A 20,528-nucleotide genomic window follows, 5' to 3' on the forward strand; every position below is an offset into this window, starting at 1 on the left:
GAACAGTGATGAATATGGCCAGAAAAAATGTGCTGAACGGATTGTTGTTTATTTCTCCTTGGATTGTCGGTTTCCTATGCTTCACTGCATATCCCCTTATCAGCTCGTTTTATTATTCGTTAACCGATTACGATATCATCAATCAGCCCGTATTTGTTGGACTTGAGAATTACAAGACGTTGTTTACCGGTGACGACCTGTTTTATAAAGTGTTGAAAAACACGCTGTATATGGTTTTTGTCGGCATTACCGTCATTACGATTTGTACCATTTTTATATCGATTCTTCTTAATAACAAAAAGGTAAAAGGCATGGCTTTTTTCCGGGTCGTCTTCTTCCTGCCGACTTTGGTACCATTCGTCATCCTGTCGATTTTATGGGTTTGGGTGCTGCAGCCCGACTCGGGTGTGGTGAATACGATACTCGGCTGGTTTGGCATTGATGGTCCCGGCTGGTTCTCCAGTCCGACTTGGTCTAAGCCGTCTTTTATCCTGATGGGATTATGGGGTGCAGGTGGCTCGATTATTATTTACCTTGCGGGCTTGCAGGGCATACCGGAATCGCTTTATGAAGCCGCGTCGATCGACGGTGCGAACTCGATGCAGAAAATTTTTTCCGTCACGCTGCCCATGCTGCGGCCTGTTATTCTTTTTAACGTGATTACGGGCATAATCGGTACCTTTCAATCTTTTGCGGAGACGTTCATTATTACGCAGGGCGGGCCGAATGGGTCAACGATGTTCTACTCCTTATATCTGTACCAGAATGCCTTCCAATACGCCAAAATGGGATACGCGTCGGCTATGGCATGGGTGCTACTGCTTATCGCGCTTACCTTCACGCTGATTTTGTTTAAAGTTTCAAACCGCTGGGGCAATAACGACTAATGCTGTTAATTGAAGGGACGTGCTGTATGAACCATATGGATAACGCTAACCTGACCAAAATCGGGCTTATCGTGGATAACATTGAAGAAGCTGCCAGACGTTACTGTGCTTTATTTAACCTGCCGATGCCGGAAATTCAAGTGCCAACGCTTGATGATCCGCCGGCTAGCCAAACAGATGACTCTTATACGTGGTACCGCGGAGAACGCAGAGATACCCGGACAAAATTCGCGAATTTACAGATGGGTCCCGTAACCATTGAACTGCTAGAGCCGCTTGACGAGCCTAGTCCATGGAGTGAATATAAGCAAAAGCATGGGCAGGGCGTACACTTTATCACCTTTACGGTGGAGGGCTTCGAGCAGCATATCGATTTTCTGGAGCAGCAAGGGCTTCCGCTCATTCACAAGGGAGAGTACGGCTCGGGGCGCTACAGCTATTTTGACTCGGAGCAGGCGCTTGGCGTTACTTTAGGCGTTCAGGAGATCGGGCCAAAACGGGAGCTTTAAACACTTTTGACTTACTTAATTAGAAGGAGAGTTCATATGATAAAAGGAATTGCGCATAACGCGCTGCGCGTGACGGATATGGAGAAGTCTCTGCATTTTTACTGCGGCATTGCAGGATTAACGAAAGCTTTTGAGATTCATGACGATCACGATAAGCCTTGGATTGTTTATTTGAAGGTGGCGGACGGGCAGTTTTTGGAATTATTTTATGATGGCGTTAAAGTACCGGAAAATAGATACGCGCCTGACCTTATCGGGTATCACCATTTCTGCTTTGAGACGGATAACATCGTGGAGCTTGCGAAGCGGTTCCATGCGAACGGGCTTATGGAGGGCGACCAGCCAGGCCATGGCAAGGACTTGAACTATAATTGCTGGATTCACGATCCCGATGGCAATGCCGTGGAATTCGTTCAGATCCATCCGGATTCACCGCATGCCAAAAGCAGCTTGGGAAAGGAGGTATAACGATGTTAAAAGGCAATGCACATGTGGCGTTTGTCGTATCGGATATGGAGAAATCGCTTCATTTTTACTGTGACGTATTAGGCTTTGAGAAAGCTTTTGACCTTGAAGATGATAATGGCAATCCTTGGATTAATTATTTGAAGGTGGCGGAGGGGCAATTCATAGAATTGTTCTACGGCGGTAAGCGGAATTACGTTCAACATCCGAAAAATGCGGGCTCGGCGCACATATGCTTCGAGGTGGACGATATATTTGAAATGGCTGACCAGCTCAAAAAGCATGGCATTAAGGTTGACGTGGAGCCAAAGCGCGGCAAAGACCACAATTACCAGTGCTGGGCGAAGGACCCTGACGGCTTCCCGATCGAATTTATGCAGCTTGATCCAGACTCCTTGCAAAGTAAGAGTTAGGTGTTGGCTTTGGCATGGGCGTAGGCATAGATATAGACATAGGAAATCGAGCAGGCTTAGGTTAGGAATCTGCTAAAGTTCGAGTAAATTCTTTTTCGCGATTCGGCGTACATGCACTTCTAGGCAGCTACCCACATACACTAAAGAACAGACTTCAATGTTCGCCCGGATCGGAAAAGCCAGAAGGTTTTTCCGGTCTGAGGTAATACAACGTGGGGGTGTACGGTTCAATGCCTGGATTGTTCTCAGCGATAGCGCTATTCATTAAGCAGCTTTCATTGCTCGTCTCTTATGTCAAAAACAACGCTTTTCCCCAGCCTCTTCAAGAGGAGGAGGAAACCAAGCATCTGCAATTGATGGCCGAAGGCAATCAGCGTTCCCGTAACCTGCTCATTGAGCACAATCTCCGCTTAGTCGCTCACATAGTGAAAAAATTCGACAATACCGGGGAGGATCTCGAGGACTTAATTAGCATCGGGACAATCGGCTTGATTAAGGCAATCGAGAGCTTTCAGACTGGTAAAGGCACGAAGCTCGCGACCTTCGCGGCTCGCTGTATCGAGAATGAAATACTTATGCATTTGCGGTCTTTGAAGAAGACGCGCAAGGATGTATCTTTGCATGATCCGATTGGCACGGACAAGGAAGGCAACGAGATTACGTTGATTGATATCCTCGGCACCGAGGCGGACGATATCGTGGATAAGGTGCAGCTGAAGATTGAAAAGTCGAAGATTTATAAAAATTTGGATATACTCGATGACCGCGAGAAGGAAGTCGTGATCGGCCGCTTCGGGCTGGAGCATGGCGGGGATGAGCGGACGCAGCGGGAGATTGCGAAGGAATTGGGGATCTCGCGGAGCTATGTGTCGCGGATTGAGAAGAGGGCGCTCATGAAGCTTTATCATGAGTTTTATAAGGCGAAGAGGTAGAGAGTGACCTGATCCTTATATTACACCTGATCTTATTGTATGTAACGATAGAGTTAGGGTTTAACTGCACGATGTTATATTAATAAATGAAACCAAATGGCAGAGATGTCATCTGGTTTTTTTATTGTTACACACTCCACACATGTGGAGTGCTTAATACTGATGCTACTAAATCAATAAATGAGATGTGACAGTATGACTCGAAGGTATTAGTTCTATGGGTAATATACACTGCTCTAAAATAGAAACAGACCAGCATTTTGTTGTAAGTTTTCAATTGTGTTGGTAATCGTTAATAAAGATAGGATTTTCGAGAGCGAGACTGACACAACAATAACAAAACAGGCTACGGGTTATAACAACATACAGTCTGTTTTGTTATTTTGGTATCTTAATTTAAGATAAAGCGGGGGATGAGCTCGGGATATTGAAGGTGACAGGGATACAAAGGGACTGAGAACAGTATTTTCAGATATGGCATCATAATGCATTGACATATCGGGATTTAACGATATAATGATTGTCATGAACCCAATACTCATCTTTAAGGCACTGGCGAATGAAACACGCTTGAATATTCTCGATTGGTTAAAGGAACCTGAGAAACACTTTCCCACGCAAGAAGGCGGTGACAGTAAAAAAATCGGGGTTTGTGTCAGCCACATTCAGGAAAAGGCAGGTTTATCTCAATCGACCGTTTCTCAGTACCTTTTACTGCTTCAGAGGGCGGGTTTGTTACAAGCGAACCGCTATGGTCAATGGACGTATTACAAAAGAAACGAAGAGGCTATTCAAGAATTGGCTGTTTATATGAAAGATGGTTTATAGGACCGGAAACAGGCATACATGGAAGAGACCCTGCATTGGATATCTTCCATGTATCTATTTTCCTCTATATATCTAGAAAAATAGATATATAGATGTATAGATATACCGAATTTAAAGGAGAAATCAACTTGACAACAGCTGCTCACTTAAATAAATTTCCCCGTCTTTTGTCTGATATACAGATTGGTAAACTGAAACTAAAGAATCGTATTGGTGTAGCGCCAATGACCAGAATTAGCGTATCTGAAGACGGCCAAGCAACCAAAATCATGATGAATTATTATGAAAGCTTTGTACAGGGCGGTTTTGGATTCTTGATCACGGAAGGCGCCTATCCCGATGAAATGTATAGCCAAGGGTATCTGAACCAGTCAGGAATTGCAAATGAGAAGCATATCGATGCATGGAGAAAAGTAACCGGGGCGGTTCATCAAGCCGGATCAAAGATCATTGTCCAATTGATGCACGCAGGTGCGCAGTCACAAGGAAATCGTTATAAGAGCGAGATCATCGCGCCCTCTGACATACCAGCAAAAGGTGAACAGCTTCCGTTCTATGTCGGGGAGGGCCCTTACAAGAAACCAAAACAAATGACAAAAGAAGACATCCAGGAGGTTGTTCATGGTTTTGCGGAAGCGGCCAAGAGGGCAAAAGAAGCAGGGTTCGATGGCGTGGAAATCCATGGTGCCAACGGCTATTTGCTTGATGAGTTCCTGACGGGTTATATGAATGAAAGAACGGATGAATATGGAGGCTCAACAGAGAACAGGGTCCGTATTCTGATTGAGGTCGCTAATGCAGTGCGTGAAGCGGTTGGGACTGATTTTGTCGTAGGAATCCGTATCTCCCAAGGGAAAGTCAGTGATTATCATCATAAATGGGCCGGGGCCGAAAAGGATGCCGAAATCATTTTTTTAAGTTTGAGCAGAGCGGGCCTGGATTTTATCCATGTAACCGAATATGATGCGACTCGGGCGGCATTTGAAGGAACTGAACTTACGCTTGCCGCATTGGCTAAGAAATTCGGTACTGTTCCAGTGATGGCGAATGGCAATCTCGAAGATCCTGATAAAGCGGAACAGTTATTGATGCGTGGTGATGCTGATCTTATTACCTTGGGTAAAGGAGCGCTTGCCAACCATGACTGGCCTCAGCGCATCCTGACAGAGCATCCTCTGCGGGAGTTTAATCCAGAAATTTTAGGACCAAAAGCCAATATAAAGGAACAGGAATTGATAATTACAAAAGATTAAGGTGGGGTAAGGAATTGGAGCATGACGGATACCGAAAAATGTATCAGAAAAATAAGTTGACGCTTGGGTTTGTGTTACCAACCGAAAAGATGACAAAGACGCCGCAAATGGAGAATCAGCTGCATCTGGCTCGCAAAATCGAAGATTACGGATTTGCTGCACTTTGGCTGCGGGATGTAACCATGCAGAATCTTCACATAGACGATAATGGCCAAATGTATGATTTATGGATTTATTTAACTTATCTCGCCGCGCATACAAAAGAAATCGTGTTAGGGACTGCGGGTGTTGTCCTTCCGTTGCGTCACCCGGTCCGGGTTGCAAAGGAAGCCGCATCCATACACCGCTTGTTTCCGAACCGATTAATTATGGGTGTAGCTTCGGGGGATCGCGAAATGGATTTTACGGCCTTGGGAGTCCAAAGAGAGGATAGAGGTGAGCTTTTCCGGGAGAGCTATGAATTTCTTGACGGGCTACTGCGGAATGAGAATGCAGCGATTGAATCGAACCTAGGCGTTTTTGACGGCAGTGATATGCAGTTGATTCCCCGTCCCGTAACAGCAATTCCGACGATGGTGACGGGATTCAGCCAACAATCCATGAATTGGGTTGCTGAACATGGAGATGGTTGGATACAGTACCCCAGAAGCGTTGATAAACAGGAAATGCTTATTCGGGATTATCGCACATTGACGGAGATGAAATCGCCCGGCGTATTTAAACCATTCTCTCAAACTTTATTTATTGATTTATCGGAAAATCCTGATGATTCACCGGAGGAAATTCCATTAGGCTATCGTCTCGGACGCCATCATTTGGTGGAGTTGCTTCATGGATTTCAACGAATAGGCGTCAACCATCTCGCTTTTGTCCTGTATTTTTCCTGGCGTCCTCCGGAGGAGGTCATCCAGGAGTTGGGTGAAGAGGTATTGCCTTACTTCCCTACCCATCAGATGACCATTACAACATGAATATCACACAATAATGAATAAAGGAAGTATGCCATCATGTCAGACATTGCGAATACGCCCTTATCCGTGCTCGATCCCTCCCCTATCATTGAAGGTGGTTCGGCTGAACAGTCACTTGCCAATACCCTTGTTTTGGCAAAGAAAGCCGAACAATGGGGCTACAAACGTTTTTGGCTTGCGGAGCATCACAATTGGATCGGAATGGCCAGTTCCGCATCCCCAATCGTGATTGGCAGGGTTGCCTCCGTGACACAGAACCTCCGCATCGGTTCAGGGGCCATGCTGCTTTCCCATTACTCACCATTCACGGTGGCGGAGCAATTTGGCACTTTGGAGGCTTTCTTTCCGGGGCGGATTGATCTTGGGTTGGGACGGGCGCCTGGCACAGACCGGTACACAGCAAATCTAATCCGTCAACGGACTGCCGGAGAACCTGAATTTGATGAGCGGCTGCAGGAACTGATCGCTTATCTGCATGGTTCCGGAACGACAACAGGGAATGGCGCCCATCGCTTCCGCGCCATTCCCGGTGAACAATCGAAGGTGCCGATATGGCTGTTAGGCTCGGCCTTGTACAGCGCCGAATTGGCCGGAAAGCTGGGCTTGCCCTTTTCGTTTGCAGGCCACTTCGCTCCAGGCAATATGATGGATGCGTTGGCCGTTTACAGGGAGAACTTCCTACCGTCCCCGATGCTGGATAAACCCTATGTGCTTTTATCCGTACAAGCTGTTGCCGCCGATTCTGATAAAGAAGCACAAAGACTTGCCACTTCTATGTACCAAAAGTTTTTGCTGCTAACACGCGGAAAAACCGCTCTGCTTCAGCCTCCGGTTGACAATATGGATTCCGTCTGGAGCAACGAGGAACGCAAAGCGGTTGAAGAACAACTGTTTACTTCCCTCATTGGCGATCCATCCGCTATTAAACAGCAATTGCGCGAGTTGATTGAAAGGACCGGGGCGGATGAAATCATGGTGCACACCGAAATCTTTGATCATGAAGCCCGTTTGCGTTCTTATGAAATTTTGGCGAATGCGGCAAAATAACAAAAATGAAATGAGGAAGACGATATGTCTGCAAATAAAACAAACAAACGACTGAGCGATATACCATTCTCCGTGCTAGATCTGTCTCCTATCGTCGCCGGCGGCAGTCCTGCCGAGTCGTTTCGCAACACGCTAGTCCTTGCCCAGCATGCAGAGAAGTGGGGTTATAACCGGTACTGGCTCGCGGAACACCATAATATGCCTTTTATCGCCAGCTCCGCCACTTCCGTTGTGATCTCCCATGTGGCGGCTGGCACATCCACAATCCGGGTGGGCTCAGGTGGTATCATGCTTCCCAACCATTCACCGCTAGTGATCGCGGAGCAGTTCGGGACGCTTGAAACCCTGTTCCCGGGACGCATCGATCTCGGTCTTGGACGGGCACCCGGCACGGATCAGCGTACCGCGCGCGCGCTGCGTCGCGACGGCAGGAATGACGGCCAGGATTTCCCTGAGCAATTGGATGAGCTGCGGGCCTATTTCGATCCCTCGTTAGCATCAGGCACCATGCATGTCAAGGCGATCCCCGGGGAGGGCCTAACTATTCCCATCTGGCTGCTCGGCTCCAGCGGGTTCAGCGCACAGCTGGCCGGGCAGCTCGGTCTGCCGTTTGCCTACGCTAGTCACTTCTCGCCTGGCAACACCGTGCCGGCGATGGAATTATATCGGCGTTCTTTCAAGCCTTCGAAAGTACTGGAGAAGCCGTACGCGATGGTCGGCGTCAACGTTATTGCCGCCGATACGGATGAGGAAGCGAACCGCCTGGGAACGACGCTGCAGCAGCAATTCCTAAACCTGATCCGGGGCAATGAAGTGCAGCTGCAACCGCCTGTGGACAGCATGGACAGCTTATGGAGTGAGTACGAGAAACAAGCGTTGGAGCAGCAGCTCGGCTCGTCCATCTTCGGCAGTCCTGGGACGGTGAAAGAAAAGCTGCAATCTTTCTTGAACGATACCCAAGCTGACGAAATAATGGTCATCGCCCAGGTGTTTGACCACGAGGCACGCCTGCGTTCCTACGAAATTGTCGCAGATATAATCAAACCGTAACCCACTGGAGCGGATTCTAATTCTTTAATTCCTAGTCTAAAAAGGGTAGCAACAACTATCCAAGAAAAAGGATCCAAGGCCATCTTGCAAATTTTTCATGGCGGTAGAATGTGTCCGCCTGAGCTATTGCCCTTGGCTGATCAGCAACTGGATTACCTCCACATTTCGGTGGGAGCATTTTGGAACGGCTCGATCCGTGATGCAAATGATCAAACATCGCGTGGTGTAATGGTTCATGATCGAGTTGGTGATCGAATTCCAGTAATGGGAGTTGGGATACTGCGCACACCCGATGAAGTGATGAAAGCATTGGAAACAGGGATACCTTTAATCGCTTTAGGGCGGGAATTGATTATGGAACCGCATTGGGTACAGAAGGTAGAAGCTGGTGAAGAAGAAAAAATTCGTACCACTTTATCAAAAGAAGATCAAAAAGAGCTGGTGATTTCAGATCAGATGTGGGAGTACTATACAAGCATACCAGGTTGGTTCCCCATCGTTTAAGCAGAGTTAGAGCAAATATAAATCTTTCTCCAAGTCCATTGAAAAAGCGTGGAGATATTGGACAGAGCCAGAAAACATAACAAAATGGCTTTTTAATTTTTCGAAAAATAAATATATCCCTTTCACCGTCTCCACACATGTGGAGTGGTGCTCACTACTCGTGAGAAATGAATAATATAAGATGCAAATATGTCTAAGCGCCCTCATTTCGAGGGTTTTTTTTATATAATTTAAGTAGTGACAAGAGCATTTGAAGCTTTAGGTGAAAAATGGTTAACCGATTAGTATGCTGTGATAATATTGATATGAATAAAATGCACAATTTTATCTAAAAAGGTGTTTTAGTGAAAATTAAAATTGATGATGAAGAACGACAAGTAATATTCGATGATTATTTTCATATCGGTGGGGCGGTTGTTCCAATCATTGAATGTTAGGAATGTGGAAGTGTAATTATCTATTACGACAAATAGACAAATATGACAACGAGTTCAGTCCCTCTTGTAATAGATGGTTGTCTGAAGCAACCCTCTAGTCGGTGATTTGTGGACTATCAGTAGATCGCATGGAACCACAGCTTGATGCACATCATCACTACATTTTTTCTGAAATGGAATTATCCAATCTAATTGTTCGCAGTTTCGATACCCTTATTAATGAAAACCAAAGGCTCAGAAAATAAAAGAAAAAAACTTTATTCCACTTTGCATTAAAGTGAAAATCTGATAGGATATAAAGTATAGTCTATAGATTTAGTAAGGATTAAAGGGAGGCACTTTTTTCATGGACAAATTGATGCTTGATTCCATAGATGAAACGACACATCTAGATCAACTCGAGGCTGAGGCGATTTATATTATTCGAGAAGTAGCGGCGGAAAGTGAAAATCCCGTGATGCTATACTCGATCGGTAAGGATAGCTCCGTGATGCTGCATTTGGCGCTGAAAGCATTTTATCCGGAAAAGCCGCCGTTTGCTTTCATGCATATTGACACAACGTGGAAGTTCAAAGAGATGATTGAATTCCGCGACCGCAAGGCGAAAGAATTCGGAATCAACATGATTGTTCACTCCAATCAGGAGGGAATTGAGCAAGGGATTAACCCATTTGATCATGGTTCCGCATATACGGATATTATGAAAACCCAAGCCCTGAAGCAAGGCTTGGACAAGTATGGATTTACGGCTGCTTTTGGCGGCGGAAGACGTGATGAGGAAAAGTCACGTGCGAAGGAGCGGATTTTCTCATTCCGTAATAAAAATCATGCCTGGGATCCGAAAAATCAGCGTCCGGAAATGTGGAAGCTTTACAACACAAGAATTAATAAGGGTGAAAGCATCCGCGTATTCCCGATTTCCAACTGGACGGAAAAAGATATCTGGCAATACATTCGCAGAGAGAACATTGATATTGTGCCTCTCTATTTTGCGAAAGAAAGGCCTGTCGTTAATCGCGATGGACAGATCATCATGGCGGATGATGAGCGGATGAAGCTCGAGCCCAATGAGAAGATTGAAATGATGAAGATGAGATTTCGCACATTAGGCTGTTATCCGCTGACTGGTGGCGCCGAGTCAGATGCGGATACGCTGGATGCTATTATTGAAGAAACACTTGGTGCGGTATCATCCGAACGGACAACAAGGGTTATCGACCAAGAAGAAGCGGGCAGCATGGAAAGACGTAAACGGGAGGGCTATTTCTAAGATGAAGAGTCTGCTTAAATTTATTACTTGCGGAAGTGTGGATGACGGCAAGTCCACTTTGATTGGACATATGCTTTATGAGGCTAAGCTTTTGTTCGCCGACCAGGAGAGAGCATTGGAGCTGGACAGCAGGCTGGGCAGCCGCGGCGGAAAAATTGACTACTCCTTGCTTCTTGACGGGCTGATAGCCGAACGTGAGCAGGGAATTACGATTGATGTGGCATTTCGGTATTTTACGACGGATCACCGTTCGTTCATTGTAGCGGACACGCCGGGGCACGAAGAATATACACGCAACATGGCCGTAGGCGCATCATTTGCGGATCTTGCCGTTATTCTGGTGGACGCAACCAAAGGGATCATTACTCAAACGAAGCGCCATACCCGGATTTGCGCCCTCATGGGGATTAAGCATCTGGTCTTGGCGGTAAACAAAATGGATTTGGTGGGTTTTGATACGACGAAATTTGATGAAATCAAAGAAGAATTCTCTCGCCTCACCACTGAATTCCGGTTTGAAAGCATTCAGGTGATCCCTGTTTCTGCAACAGAGGGGGATAACATTACAAAGAAATCGCCCAATACGCCATGGTACGAGGGGCTTGCTTTGCTGCCCTATTTGGAGGGTGTTGACGTTCATTCGAACGATGACGTTAAGCCGTTTATGATGCCCATTCAGCGGGTATGCCGACCGGACCACACATTCCGCGGATTCCAAGGCCAGATTGAAGCCGGCAGCATCGCAGTTGGCGATGAACTGATAACTCTGCCTAGCCGTGAGAAGGCGAAGGTAAAACGCATTTTTGTAACAGACCAAGACAGGTATTCGGCTCATGCCGGACAGCCTGTCACTATTCAATTGGATCGGGAAGTCGACGTTTCACGAGGTTGTGTGTTTACGAAGGACAATCAGCTCCATGAGGCTGACAGCTTTAGCGCCACGATTCTTTGGATGGATGATTCTTTCCTGACGCCGGGAAAAAATGTTCTGGTGAAGGTAGGTACAAAGGTTCTTCCTGGTACTGTGACGAAAATTATTCACAAAATCGATATTAATTCAGGCAATACGGTTACAGCCGATCATGTGGTTAAGAATGAAGTGGCTAAATGTGAATTTTCATTATCGGATGGTATTGTTTTTGATACGTTTGAAAAAAATAAAAGCATCGGTGGATTTATTCTCATCGATCGTGTAACGAATATGACATCCGCTTGCGGCGTCATTAACGAAGCTCTTCAAAGCTCAGACAATGCCGACCGGATCGATACGGAAATCACAAGAGATGTTCGTGCCCAGCAAAAAGGACAGCAGCCATTAACGCTTTGGCTTACTGGTTCAGTCTCGGACAACTCGGCTCTTGCGAAGGAAATCGAGAAACGGTTGGTAGCGAGAGGCTATCATACGATGCTAATCGATAACAGCTTAGGAGAATCTGTGCGGCAAATCGCGGGTTATGCCACTTTACTAAACAATGCGGGACTTATTGCATTGGTACTGGCTGGTACTGCGAACGGCAACGACCAAGCCATCGCGCAAGAATTAATCGGTCAAGCCTTTTTGCCAATCGATGTTGCTTTTAACAGCAATTCGATTGAAGAAGCGGCCAATGCTGCCGTGAAACGTGTTGTGAAGGCTCTCATTCAAATTTAGTGTCAGGACATCAACAGAAGCATAGTATGGTTAATATAAAATCGTATTTAAGAAGCCGCCCCCCATCTAATTGGAGGGCGGCTTTTCCTGCTTTTGTATTTAAGATGAAATAGGATTCTCATGTTTATCGAGAAAAAAATTTAGTATTAGACTGACGTACTTAGAACTAAATCGAAATTTTCTGAAATGAGAGAGAACTACCCGATATATATAATTGTTTTTGTGGTGGCCAAAGCCTTGAGAGCAATCATTTATCTAAACATTTACAGTATTTCTTTTGAATTTTTTTGTTGAATTAATAAGAAGCGTTAGTTAAAATGCTAAGTTCATGAAGCTGCGGGTACTACTCGATCGGCAGTTTTGTTATATTGAATTCACTTGTGGTGAACTGACAAATAAATATTACATTCGTCTGCTTGTTGCAAAGTTGAAATGTGAAATTTGTTATGCTAGAATTATATTTAATAATCTAGAGGAGATGATAAGGATAATGTAATATTTCTTGCTATTTACGAATGATAAAACATAATCAGAGTTGTTTTATTCTTTGTTAAGTAAGAAATTTACTTATTCTTTTCACTCAAATAACAATTTCAATTCCATTAAATGGATTGGAATCTGTATTCATTTATTTGAGCTACAAGAAAGGTAAACTTTCTTGTAGCTCTTTATTTTTTTTAATGCCATAGTGTTTTAAATAATTTTGTGCTTTTTTATCTTAGGAGGTTGAAAATGATGTTTGAGGTTGTAAATGTTCATGTGAGTCGTTCATTGTCCGTTGGCACGGTTCACGATCAAACTAAACGGATGCCGGAGCATTATCCATCTATCGATAGATGCACGTAGCGATTTTAGCTGCAAGCTTCGTGGGTTTTAATATGGTTGGTTAGTGTACATGTTAAGCACCAACAAGGGGTGCTATGGCTGTTTCTCCGGCTCAAGAGGAGAAAACACATGAAGTCAACTTCGAAATACGAAATGATTCAACATCTATTAGCAGAATTGAAACAACCCGCATATCGGTTCCAACAAATTGCGGATGCGATCTTTAAGCAAAGAATTGGCGAATATGACCGAATGACCATTCTACCCAAGGGTATAAGAAATGAATTAATCAAGAACCTCGGCGAACACGTTTTGAACGTAACACCTGTCATGCAAAAAACATCCAGTCAAGTGAATAAAGTGCTTTTTGCCATTGAAGGCGGTGAGCACATAGAAGCAGTTCAACTAAGTTATAAGCGCGGCTGGAAATCGTACTGCATTTCCAGCCAGTGTGGATGCGGATATGGTTGCAGCTTCTGTGCTACAGGTACAATTGGACTTAAACGTAATCTTACAGCTGATGAAATTACCGATCAATTGTTATATTTTCATTTAAATGGTGAAGCCTTGGATAGTGTTTCGTTTATGGGCATGGGAGAGGCTTTGGCCAATCCTAATATCTTCGACACGATTATGATTCTAACAGATCCACGAACCTTTGGTTTGGGGCATCGTAGAATTACAGTTTCCACCATCGGAATTTTGCCGGGTATCGATCGTCTTGCAAAGGAATTTCCACAGGTTAATCTAACCTTTTCCCTGCACTCTCCTTTCGACGAACAGCGGAGCGAGCTAATGCCAATTAACAATCGGTTTCCGCTTCATGATGTGTTGAACAAGTTGGATCAGCATATTCGTGATACAGGTAGGAAAGTATACATTGCGTATATTTTACTTCGAGGCGAAAACGATTCAAATGAACATGCGGAAGCCATTGCTGCTTTATTAAAGGACAGAGGTCCTTGGGAACATTTATATCACGTCAATTTGATCCCCTACAATTCAACCGACGTGACGCCTGAAAGCTTTCATCAATCTGACAAAGAACGGGTTCAAAAGTTTGTCACGATCTTAAAGTCAAAGGGAATCAAAGTCACTGTGCGCACACAATTCGGTACTGACATTGATGCAGCATGCGGCCAGCTATACGGACACAACAAGTTATAAAGGAGGGGGAACATGAGTACAGACACGGTTGTTACACATGATTTACTCCGTATAAGTCGGTTAGTATCCATTGAACTTATACGGAGTAAATAAGAATAAATGGGTATGTACTGACTTTTTATAAAGAAGAAGTAATGTTTTTATAAAAAGGAGAAACCTACCATGTCTATGATCCATGTACAAAACCTGACATTTTCATATCCTAGCAGCTTTGATAATATTTTTGAAGATGTTAGCTTTCAAATAGATACGGATTGGAAGCTTGGATTTATTGGCCGTAACGGTCGAGGCAAGACGACCTTTTTCAATCTTTTATTAGGAAAATATGAATACAACGGAAAAATTATTTCTTCAGTAGAATTCAATTATTTTCCATTTCCAGTCTCGGATAAAAGCAGATTCACCTATGAAATAGTAGAAGAGATAAGTCCTCAAGCAGAAGATTGGGAGATTCTTCGAGAAATATCTTATTTAGATGTCGATGCTGAAGTGATGTACCGACCATTTGCAACATTATCGAATGGGGAACAAACGAAGGTTTTGCTGGCTGCACTTTTCTTGAATGAAGGGAAATTTTTATTAATTGATGAGCCAACCAATCACTTAGATATCCATGCGAGAAAGATGGTTTCTAACTATTTAAAAAGGAAAAAAGGATTCATTTTAATTTCACATGATAGAAACTTTTTGGATGGTTGTGTTGACCATATCTTGTCAATAAACCGAACCAATATAGATGTTCAAAGTGGTAATTATTCTTCTTGGAAGCTGAATTTTGATAGACAGCAAGAACATGAAGAAAAAACAAATGAGCGTTTGCAAAAAGACATTGGAAGGCTGCAACAATCATCAAAACGTTCAGCCAATTGGTCTAATCAAGTAGAAGCCTCCAAAAATGGTACAACGAATTCTGGTTCTAAATTGGACAAGGGTTTTGTAGGACATAAAGCTGCTAAAATGATGAAACGTGCAAAGAACCTGGAATCAAGGCAAAATAAAGCTATAGAAGCAAAGTCAACGCTGCTAAAAAATGTGGAAAAAACGGAGTTATTACAGTTAGAGCCTTTAGCACACAAATCTAAAGAACTAATTCAGTTATCGGACGTGTCTGTTATGTATGATGGTGAATTAGTTCATACACCCATAAGTTTTAAAGTTGAAGCAGGAGACCGAGTAGTGCTTGATGGAAGGAATGGTAGTGGGAAAAGCAGTATATTACAACTGATTCTAGGAAAGCCGCTCCAGCATACAGGTACTTTGAACGTTAGTTCAGGCCTTGTTATTTCTTATGTACAGCAAGATACCTCTCATTTAAAGGGGAAATTATCTGATTTTATTGAAGAAAATCAGATTGATGAACCGATATTTAAGTCCATTCTACGTAAGATGGACTTTGACCGTATCCAGTTTGAGAAAGATATAGCCCACTATTCTGGTGGACAAAAGAAAAAGTTGCTTATAGCTAAAAGTTTATGTGAAAAAGCTCATTTATATATTTGGGATGAGCCACTAAACTTTATTGATGTTTATTCACGAATGCAAGTTGAAGAACTTATTAAAAGCTTTAATCCAACAATGGTTTTTGTTGAGCATGACCAGACATTCCAAGAGGAAGTTGCAACGAAAACGGTAACTTTATAGCTATACTTGGAGTATTGCATATTGTGTTGCTTCGTCAAAGTGAGGCTTAACTTCGAGTTATTTCCTTGAACTTAACAAGTACCTTGAAACAACAAGACAGCTGCCGACAATGTATCGGCAGCTGTCTTTCATTCAACGACACTTATTTATGGTTTGGACGTAACTTATGAAACGATGTGTTCCGGATATATCAAACGGTTTATTTTTTTATTACGTATTCGGTTAATTGATTGAAGGTTATGGTAAATACTTCCAGAACGATCTCTTGGAAAACCTCCAAGGTTTTGATCTCTTCCTCTGTCGGGGATGAGCGGACGCAGCGGGAGATTGCGAAGGAATTGGGGATTAGTCGCAGTTATGTTTCACGGATTGAGAAGAGGGCGTTGATGAAGCTTTATCATGATTTTGCGAAGAGGTAAGGTCAGCCAATCCCCTCGCGATCTCAGTTGACAGAAGTTTTTCCAACATGTTACACTTTTTGTACTGACTAGTCAGTTTTTTTAAAATTAAAGAGAGGCGGATCACCTTGAGTAAAGAAAAAATTATCCAAACAGCGGTTGAAGTATTTTCAGAAAACGGTTACCATCGGGCAAGCATGGATGAAATTGCTCTGAGAGCCAATGTTGCCAAAGGAACGCTTTACTATCACTTTCCAGGTAAAGCCCAATTGTTTAAGACGCTTGTTAAGGATGGTTTTCAGGAGATTATTAATAAAGTTCAGGCCGATCTTAAATCCACTTTTACTTTGGAAGAACAAATCAAAAGGATTATCACGCATAACCTCGATCTGTTTTTGGAATCTAGCAGTTTAGCGCATATCGTTTTCAATGAACTATCCAACGGCATCGATCAGGAAGTGCTCGAAGAACTGAAGAAACTAAGAATTGACTACATTCATTTTCTTGCCAACGTCTTAGAAGAAGGAAAGCAAGAAGGCGTGCTTCGTGATGTTAACTGCAATTTGGCCGCGGCTGGGATCGTTGGGATGCTCGACAGCGCAAGTAATTATTTTTTGAATAACAACGAAGAATTGACCCGTGATCATATTGAACAATTCTTTTATACGATCATTACATCAGGTTTGTTTTTGACTAGCGGTGAGTAACCGCCCTTTTTTGGGGTTAGTATACTGACTAGTCAGTTCTATAAAAAAATATGGAAGCGATGGTGTAACATATGGATTGGAGAATGGCTAATGAATTGATACCTTTGTCTTATTTTAAAGAAATGCGTGCTGCCTCCCCCTTATTGTTTAAAAAAGAGACTAATTCTTGGGACGTTTTCAAATACGAGGACGTCAAAACGATTTTTTCCGATCACGAGCATTTTTCTTCGCAAGGTGTCGAAACGATGAAAGATCCGATTGAAGCGAGTATTCTAAGACAAGATCCGCCTAAACATCGGCAATTGCGGATGCTTGTTTCTCAAGCTTTTGTTCCACGGGTTATTGAAGGACTGACACCAAAGATTGAAGCGATAGCGAATGAGTTGTGTGACCAAATGGAAGCGAGCGGTAAGATGGATGGGCTTTATCATTTTGCAAGTCCGTTACCGATTATCGTCATTGCCGAAATGCTAGGCATTCCTCTGGAAGATCGAAAGCGTTTCAAAGAATGGTCGGATGCGCTGGTCGGAAACAACTCTGAGCAATACTATCAATGCCAACAAGAGATGAGTGACTATTTTACCGCAATAGCGGATCAGAGACGTCTTGAACCGCAGGATGATCTGATTAGTCGTCTAGTCTATGCGAAAACAGATGGCGAACAATTAAGCGATCTGGAAGTGATCGGCTTCTGCATCCTGCTGCTTGTTGCGGGGAATGAAACTACAACCAACCTAATTTCCTCGGCACTATTTATGCTCGATAGCTATGCTGATGCTAAAGAGCAGCTTTTGGAAAATCGCTCTTTGGTTCCGCAGGCTCTGGAGGAGGTTCTTCGTTATTGTTCCCCTGTTCAAACGATGATTCGAACAGTAAAAAAGACCACAGTCCTACGCGGACAAACACTAACTCCCGGACAAATGGTCAACATCTGGATTGGCTCGGCCAACCATGACGAAGACCTATTCGAGCGTCCGGATATCTTCGACATCCACCGGAGTCCTAATCCCCATCTTGCTTTTGGTCACGGCATTCACTTCTGCTTAGGAGCGCAATTAGCCCGTTTAGAAAGTAAAATTGCCATTCAAACGCTGCTTAATCGATTTCCTGAGTTCCGCCTCGATCGCTCCCATTCATTGGAGAGAATCGACAGCTGGTTGATGTTTGGAATCAAACAAATGCCTATTATTTTGCGGAAATAATAGAAGTTGTGCTCACAGCACTTGTTTTCCCAAAGCCGTGACATTACTGCATATTTCCATATAGCGTTAAACTCAAAATAAGAAGCATTCCTGACATTGCAGCTTGGCTGCTACGACTTGGAATGTTTCTTTTTCGAAATTATAAGGTCGAAATCGCTCGTGAAAGTGCTCTTTATTTCTATAGCCTGGAGCAAATTGAAACAAAATCTGGAGAGTTTTCTCTGGGGCTGCTTTTTCCTTTACTCATTATACAGATACCGTGCTCTACTGAATTCATTTTCCTAATCGAACATGTAATAAGGAGATCACCGGTTTCCGATGACCAAGCAACTTGACGCTGCTTACCCCACACATTTGGAGTATACAGTGTGAATGAAGAGCATATAAGTCAAGACAAAGAGCCCTTGCGTAGCAAGGGCTCTTTGTCTTGATGGAGAGAGATCTCTTATGCTGAAATGACGCTACAGCGTTGTTGATTGTCATGCAATAAGCATTATCCCAACTCGGGTTGATCAACAAACTGCAGCTCTAAGCTATCTGTTCCGTCAATGTCAAATACTATGATTTCATTGTTGCCTTGACGTAGAAACGGTGCGGGAATGTAAAGGGTCTGCTGTGGACCAGCTTTCCAATATCGACCTATATTGAATCCATTCACGTACACAACCCCTTTAGACCATCCTTTGAGCTTCAAGAATGTATCTGCTGGTGCATTTTCAATGTGTAATTCTGCACGATAAAATGCTGGACCATTTGTTGTTGTTTTCTCTATCGCAGCAAAGTCCAAAGGTTTCAAATCGTCAAGTGGCATTGTCCAAACTGTCCATCCATAGAGGAATTGATTGCCGTGACGAACGCCTTCGGTAATACCTTTACGATCAGCTAGATAGGGTCCGTAGTTGATACGCCCCATATTCTCAACTAAAATTCGTAGACTTGCGCCGCCATTTGGCACTTCAAAATGCACTTTTTTACTGGAATCCCATCTCTCGATGATTCCTTTAAATTCATCATTCAAGAATACTAGTGCTCGGTCGTGGCAATCTTGAATAATGAGTTCTTTTTCTTCACGTGGTCCTGTAATAAATGTTTCATATAGGATAAATCCGTTATTTTGTCCGTAACGCTCCATTGGTTCTGGAGTGACAGATTTTACTGGTTCAGACAATAGGTGTAACTGATCAAACAAGGCTGCATGGCTAGCAGTAAGGACCGTTCCATAGGCTTGCTTAGGCAAAGCTTTAGGAACTTCCATCTCAGGAAGATCTGTATATTTCGCTATAATATCTCGTATTGCAAAGTATTTCTCAGTAGGATCGCCAGCTTCATTCAATGGTGCGTTATAATCATAGCTTGTAACCGTAGGCTCATAATGATCGCGTTCTAAGCCATTCGCTCCGCTAGTGAAACCAAAATTAGTGCCGCCATGGAACATATAAAAATTCACTGAGGCCCCTAAAGAAAGCATATCCTCGAATACTTTAGCCACTTCATCACCATTACGGACATGATGTTCTTCACCCCAGTGATCAAACCAACCATTCCAGTATTCCATACACATAAGCGGGCCTTGTGGTTGATATCGACGAAGCATCTCGAAAGATTCTTCTGCTCTTGAACCGAAATTCGCAGTTTCTAGAACATTTGGAACCATTCCGCCTTGAAGCATATGATTCTCTGGTCCATCAGAAGTGAATAATAATACGTCAATGCCACGACTTATCATAGCTTGCTCTAAATATTGTAGATATGCTGTATCGTTGCCATAGCTTCCATATTCATTCTCTACTTGCATAGCAATAATAGGGCCGCCATTTGTGGAAAGTAATGGTTTCAGTCTTGGCAATAGCTCATCGTAATAGGCGTCCACTTTTTCAAGATAGGGGCGGTTCATACAACGAAGTTGTATCTCTCGATCTGCAAGGAGCCATGCAGGTAATCCGCCGAATTCCCATTCCGCGCAAATATACGGACTCGGGCGTACGATGACATGCAAACCTAGTTCGCCTGCCAATCGAATAAAACCTTCAACATCTGCCATGCCTTCAAAGTTAAACTTACCAGGCGTAGGTTCATGGAAATTCCATGGAATATAAGTTTCTACTGTATTAAAGCCACATGCCTTTAGTTTTAATAAACGATCATACCAATATTCAGGCACGACTCTAAAGTAATGGATAGCCCCGGAAATTAAGCGAATAGGCTTGTCATCGAAATGAAATTGATCATTTTGTACAGTTAACACAGTCATCTATATGACCTCCAATTCTAATTGGGTGCGCGCTTAGTAGTGATACTCCCCATTTTAAGTGGAAAAAATGATCAAACAAATGGACAAAAGTAGACATTATTTGACCTTTTGTTTGGAGGG

The 20,528-nt window shown here is 43.5% G+C and carries 18 protein-coding genes and 1 pseudogene; 18 read left to right on the forward strand and 1 reads right to left on the reverse strand.

Annotated elements, in window-relative coordinates; all coding sequences use genetic code 11:
- Positions 1-8: 8 nt before the first annotated feature.
- The 18 genes and pseudogenes from A7975_RS19860 (at position 9) to A7975_RS19940 (ending at position 18,157) form a co-directional block, all read left to right on the forward strand.
- A complete protein-coding gene (locus A7975_RS19860) occupies positions 9-887 on the forward strand; it encodes a carbohydrate ABC transporter permease (protein ID WP_053374967.1) in 879 nt (292 codons plus the stop codon).
- 26 nt (positions 888-913) lie between these two features.
- Positions 914-1,396, forward strand: a complete 483-nt coding sequence (locus tag A7975_RS19865) for a VOC family protein (RefSeq protein WP_065386230.1) — start codon at positions 914-916, stop codon at positions 1,394-1,396.
- Between the two features lie 36 nt (positions 1,397-1,432).
- Positions 1,433-1,864 (forward strand): VOC family protein, encoded by a 432-nt coding sequence (locus A7975_RS19870; RefSeq protein ID WP_053374969.1) that lies wholly within the window; start codon positions 1,433-1,435, stop codon positions 1,862-1,864.
- 2 nt (positions 1,865-1,866) lie between these two features.
- Positions 1,867-2,274 (forward strand): VOC family protein, encoded by a 408-nt coding sequence (locus A7975_RS19875; protein ID WP_053374970.1) that lies wholly within the window; start codon positions 1,867-1,869, stop codon positions 2,272-2,274.
- A 230-nt stretch (positions 2,275-2,504) separates the two neighbouring features.
- Entirely contained in the window at positions 2,505-3,206 is a 702-nt protein-coding gene (gene sigK, locus A7975_RS19880) for an RNA polymerase sporulation sigma factor SigK (RefSeq protein WP_053374990.1), read from the forward strand.
- A 525-nt stretch (positions 3,207-3,731) separates the two neighbouring features.
- Positions 3,732-4,034, forward strand: a complete 303-nt coding sequence (locus A7975_RS19885; RefSeq protein WP_053374991.1) for an ArsR/SmtB family transcription factor — start codon at positions 3,732-3,734, stop codon at positions 4,032-4,034.
- Positions 4,035-4,162: 128 nt separating this feature from the next.
- Positions 4,163-5,287 carry an NADH:flavin oxidoreductase gene (locus A7975_RS19890; RefSeq protein WP_255314375.1) on the forward strand — a complete coding sequence of 375 codons (1,125 nt, stop codon included), beginning with the start codon at positions 4,163-4,165 and terminating at the stop codon, positions 5,285-5,287.
- Positions 5,288-5,325: 38 nt separating this feature from the next.
- Positions 5,326-6,258, forward strand: coding sequence for a TIGR03571 family LLM class oxidoreductase (locus A7975_RS19895; RefSeq protein WP_065386414.1), 933 nt, complete (start codon positions 5,326-5,328; stop codon positions 6,256-6,258).
- 36 nt (positions 6,259-6,294) lie between these two features.
- On the forward strand, positions 6,295-7,305 hold the full coding sequence (locus A7975_RS19900; protein WP_065386231.1) for an LLM class flavin-dependent oxidoreductase: 1,011 nt from the start codon (positions 6,295-6,297) through the stop codon (positions 7,303-7,305).
- A gap of 24 nt (positions 7,306-7,329) precedes the next feature.
- Complete coding sequence (locus A7975_RS19905) at positions 7,330-8,355, forward strand: LLM class flavin-dependent oxidoreductase (RefSeq protein WP_065386232.1); 1,026 nt, start codon at positions 7,330-7,332, stop codon at positions 8,353-8,355.
- 132 nt (positions 8,356-8,487) lie between these two features.
- Entirely contained in the window at positions 8,488-8,859 is a 372-nt protein-coding gene (locus tag A7975_RS19910; RefSeq protein ID WP_483295925.1) for a hypothetical protein, read from the forward strand.
- Between the two features lie 783 nt (positions 8,860-9,642).
- Positions 9,643-10,566 (forward strand): sulfate adenylyltransferase subunit CysD, encoded by a 924-nt coding sequence (cysD, locus tag A7975_RS19915; RefSeq protein WP_255314378.1) that lies wholly within the window; start codon positions 9,643-9,645, stop codon positions 10,564-10,566.
- Position 10,567: 1 nt separating this feature from the next.
- A complete protein-coding gene (locus A7975_RS19920; protein ID WP_065386234.1) occupies positions 10,568-12,217 on the forward strand; it encodes a GTP-binding protein in 1,650 nt (549 codons plus the stop codon).
- A 954-nt stretch (positions 12,218-13,171) separates the two neighbouring features.
- A complete protein-coding gene (locus tag A7975_RS19925; protein ID WP_053374994.1) occupies positions 13,172-14,209 on the forward strand; it encodes a Cfr family 23S rRNA (adenine(2503)-C(8))-methyltransferase in 1,038 nt (345 codons plus the stop codon).
- A 162-nt stretch (positions 14,210-14,371) separates the two neighbouring features.
- Entirely contained in the window at positions 14,372-15,850 is a 1,479-nt protein-coding gene (locus A7975_RS19930) for an Lsa family ABC-F type ribosomal protection protein (RefSeq protein WP_065386235.1), read from the forward strand.
- A 302-nt stretch (positions 15,851-16,152) separates the two neighbouring features.
- Positions 16,153-16,269: pseudogene (locus A7975_RS33185) on the forward strand (sigma factor-like helix-turn-helix DNA-binding protein); the annotation flags it as partial.
- Positions 16,270-16,376: 107 nt separating this feature from the next.
- Positions 16,377-16,955: a TetR/AcrR family transcriptional regulator gene (locus tag A7975_RS19935; protein WP_065386236.1), complete on the forward strand. Its 579-nt coding sequence runs from the start codon at positions 16,377-16,379 to the stop codon at positions 16,953-16,955.
- A gap of 83 nt (positions 16,956-17,038) precedes the next feature.
- On the forward strand, positions 17,039-18,157 hold the full coding sequence (locus A7975_RS19940; RefSeq protein ID WP_255314381.1) for a cytochrome P450: 1,119 nt from the start codon (positions 17,039-17,041) through the stop codon (positions 18,155-18,157).
- A 493-nt stretch (positions 18,158-18,650) separates the two neighbouring features.
- Here A7975_RS19940 and A7975_RS19945 read toward each other — a convergent pair whose 3' ends face one another.
- Positions 18,651-20,408 (reverse strand): glycoside hydrolase family 35 protein, encoded by a 1,758-nt coding sequence (locus A7975_RS19945; RefSeq protein ID WP_065386238.1) that lies wholly within the window; start codon positions 20,406-20,408, stop codon positions 18,651-18,653.
- Positions 20,409-20,528 lie beyond the last annotated feature (120 nt).

The sequence above is a fragment of the Bacillus sp. FJAT-26390 genome, from assembly GCF_001682865.1.
Taxonomy (GTDB): Bacteria; Bacillota; Bacilli; order Paenibacillales; family Paenibacillaceae; genus Pristimantibacillus.

Coding starts and splice junctions, on each gene's coding strand:
- A7975_RS19875 (WP_053374970.1), top strand. CDS start 1,867: ATGTTAAAAGGCAATGCACATGTGGCGTTTGTCGTATCGGATATGGAG.
- A7975_RS19870 (WP_053374969.1), top strand. CDS start 1,433: ATGATAAAAGGAATTGCGCATAACGCGCTGCGCGTGACGGATATGGAG.
- A7975_RS19860 (WP_053374967.1), top strand. CDS start 9: ATGAATATGGCCAGAAAAAATGTGCTGAACGGATTGTTGTTTATTTCT.
- A7975_RS19895 (WP_065386414.1), top strand. CDS start 5,326: ATGTATCAGAAAAATAAGTTGACGCTTGGGTTTGTGTTACCAACCGAA.
- A7975_RS19905 (WP_065386232.1), top strand. CDS start 7,330: ATGTCTGCAAATAAAACAAACAAACGACTGAGCGATATACCATTCTCC.
- A7975_RS19945 (WP_065386238.1), bottom strand. CDS start 20,408: ATGACTGTGTTAACTGTACAAAATGATCAATTTCATTTCGATGACAAG.
- A7975_RS19930 (WP_065386235.1), top strand. CDS start 14,372: ATGTCTATGATCCATGTACAAAACCTGACATTTTCATATCCTAGCAGC.
- A7975_RS19940 (WP_255314381.1), top strand. CDS start 17,039: ATGGCTAATGAATTGATACCTTTGTCTTATTTTAAAGAAATGCGTGCT.
- A7975_RS19925 (WP_053374994.1), top strand. CDS start 13,172: ATGAAGTCAACTTCGAAATACGAAATGATTCAACATCTATTAGCAGAA.
- cysD (WP_255314378.1), top strand. CDS start 9,643: ATGGACAAATTGATGCTTGATTCCATAGATGAAACGACACATCTAGAT.
- A7975_RS19885 (WP_053374991.1), top strand. CDS start 3,732: ATGAACCCAATACTCATCTTTAAGGCACTGGCGAATGAAACACGCTTG.
- A7975_RS19900 (WP_065386231.1), top strand. CDS start 6,295: ATGTCAGACATTGCGAATACGCCCTTATCCGTGCTCGATCCCTCCCCT.
- A7975_RS19865 (WP_065386230.1), top strand. CDS start 914: ATGAACCATATGGATAACGCTAACCTGACCAAAATCGGGCTTATCGTG.
- sigK (WP_053374990.1), top strand. CDS start 2,505: ATGCCTGGATTGTTCTCAGCGATAGCGCTATTCATTAAGCAGCTTTCA.
- A7975_RS19920 (WP_065386234.1), top strand. CDS start 10,568: ATGAAGAGTCTGCTTAAATTTATTACTTGCGGAAGTGTGGATGACGGC.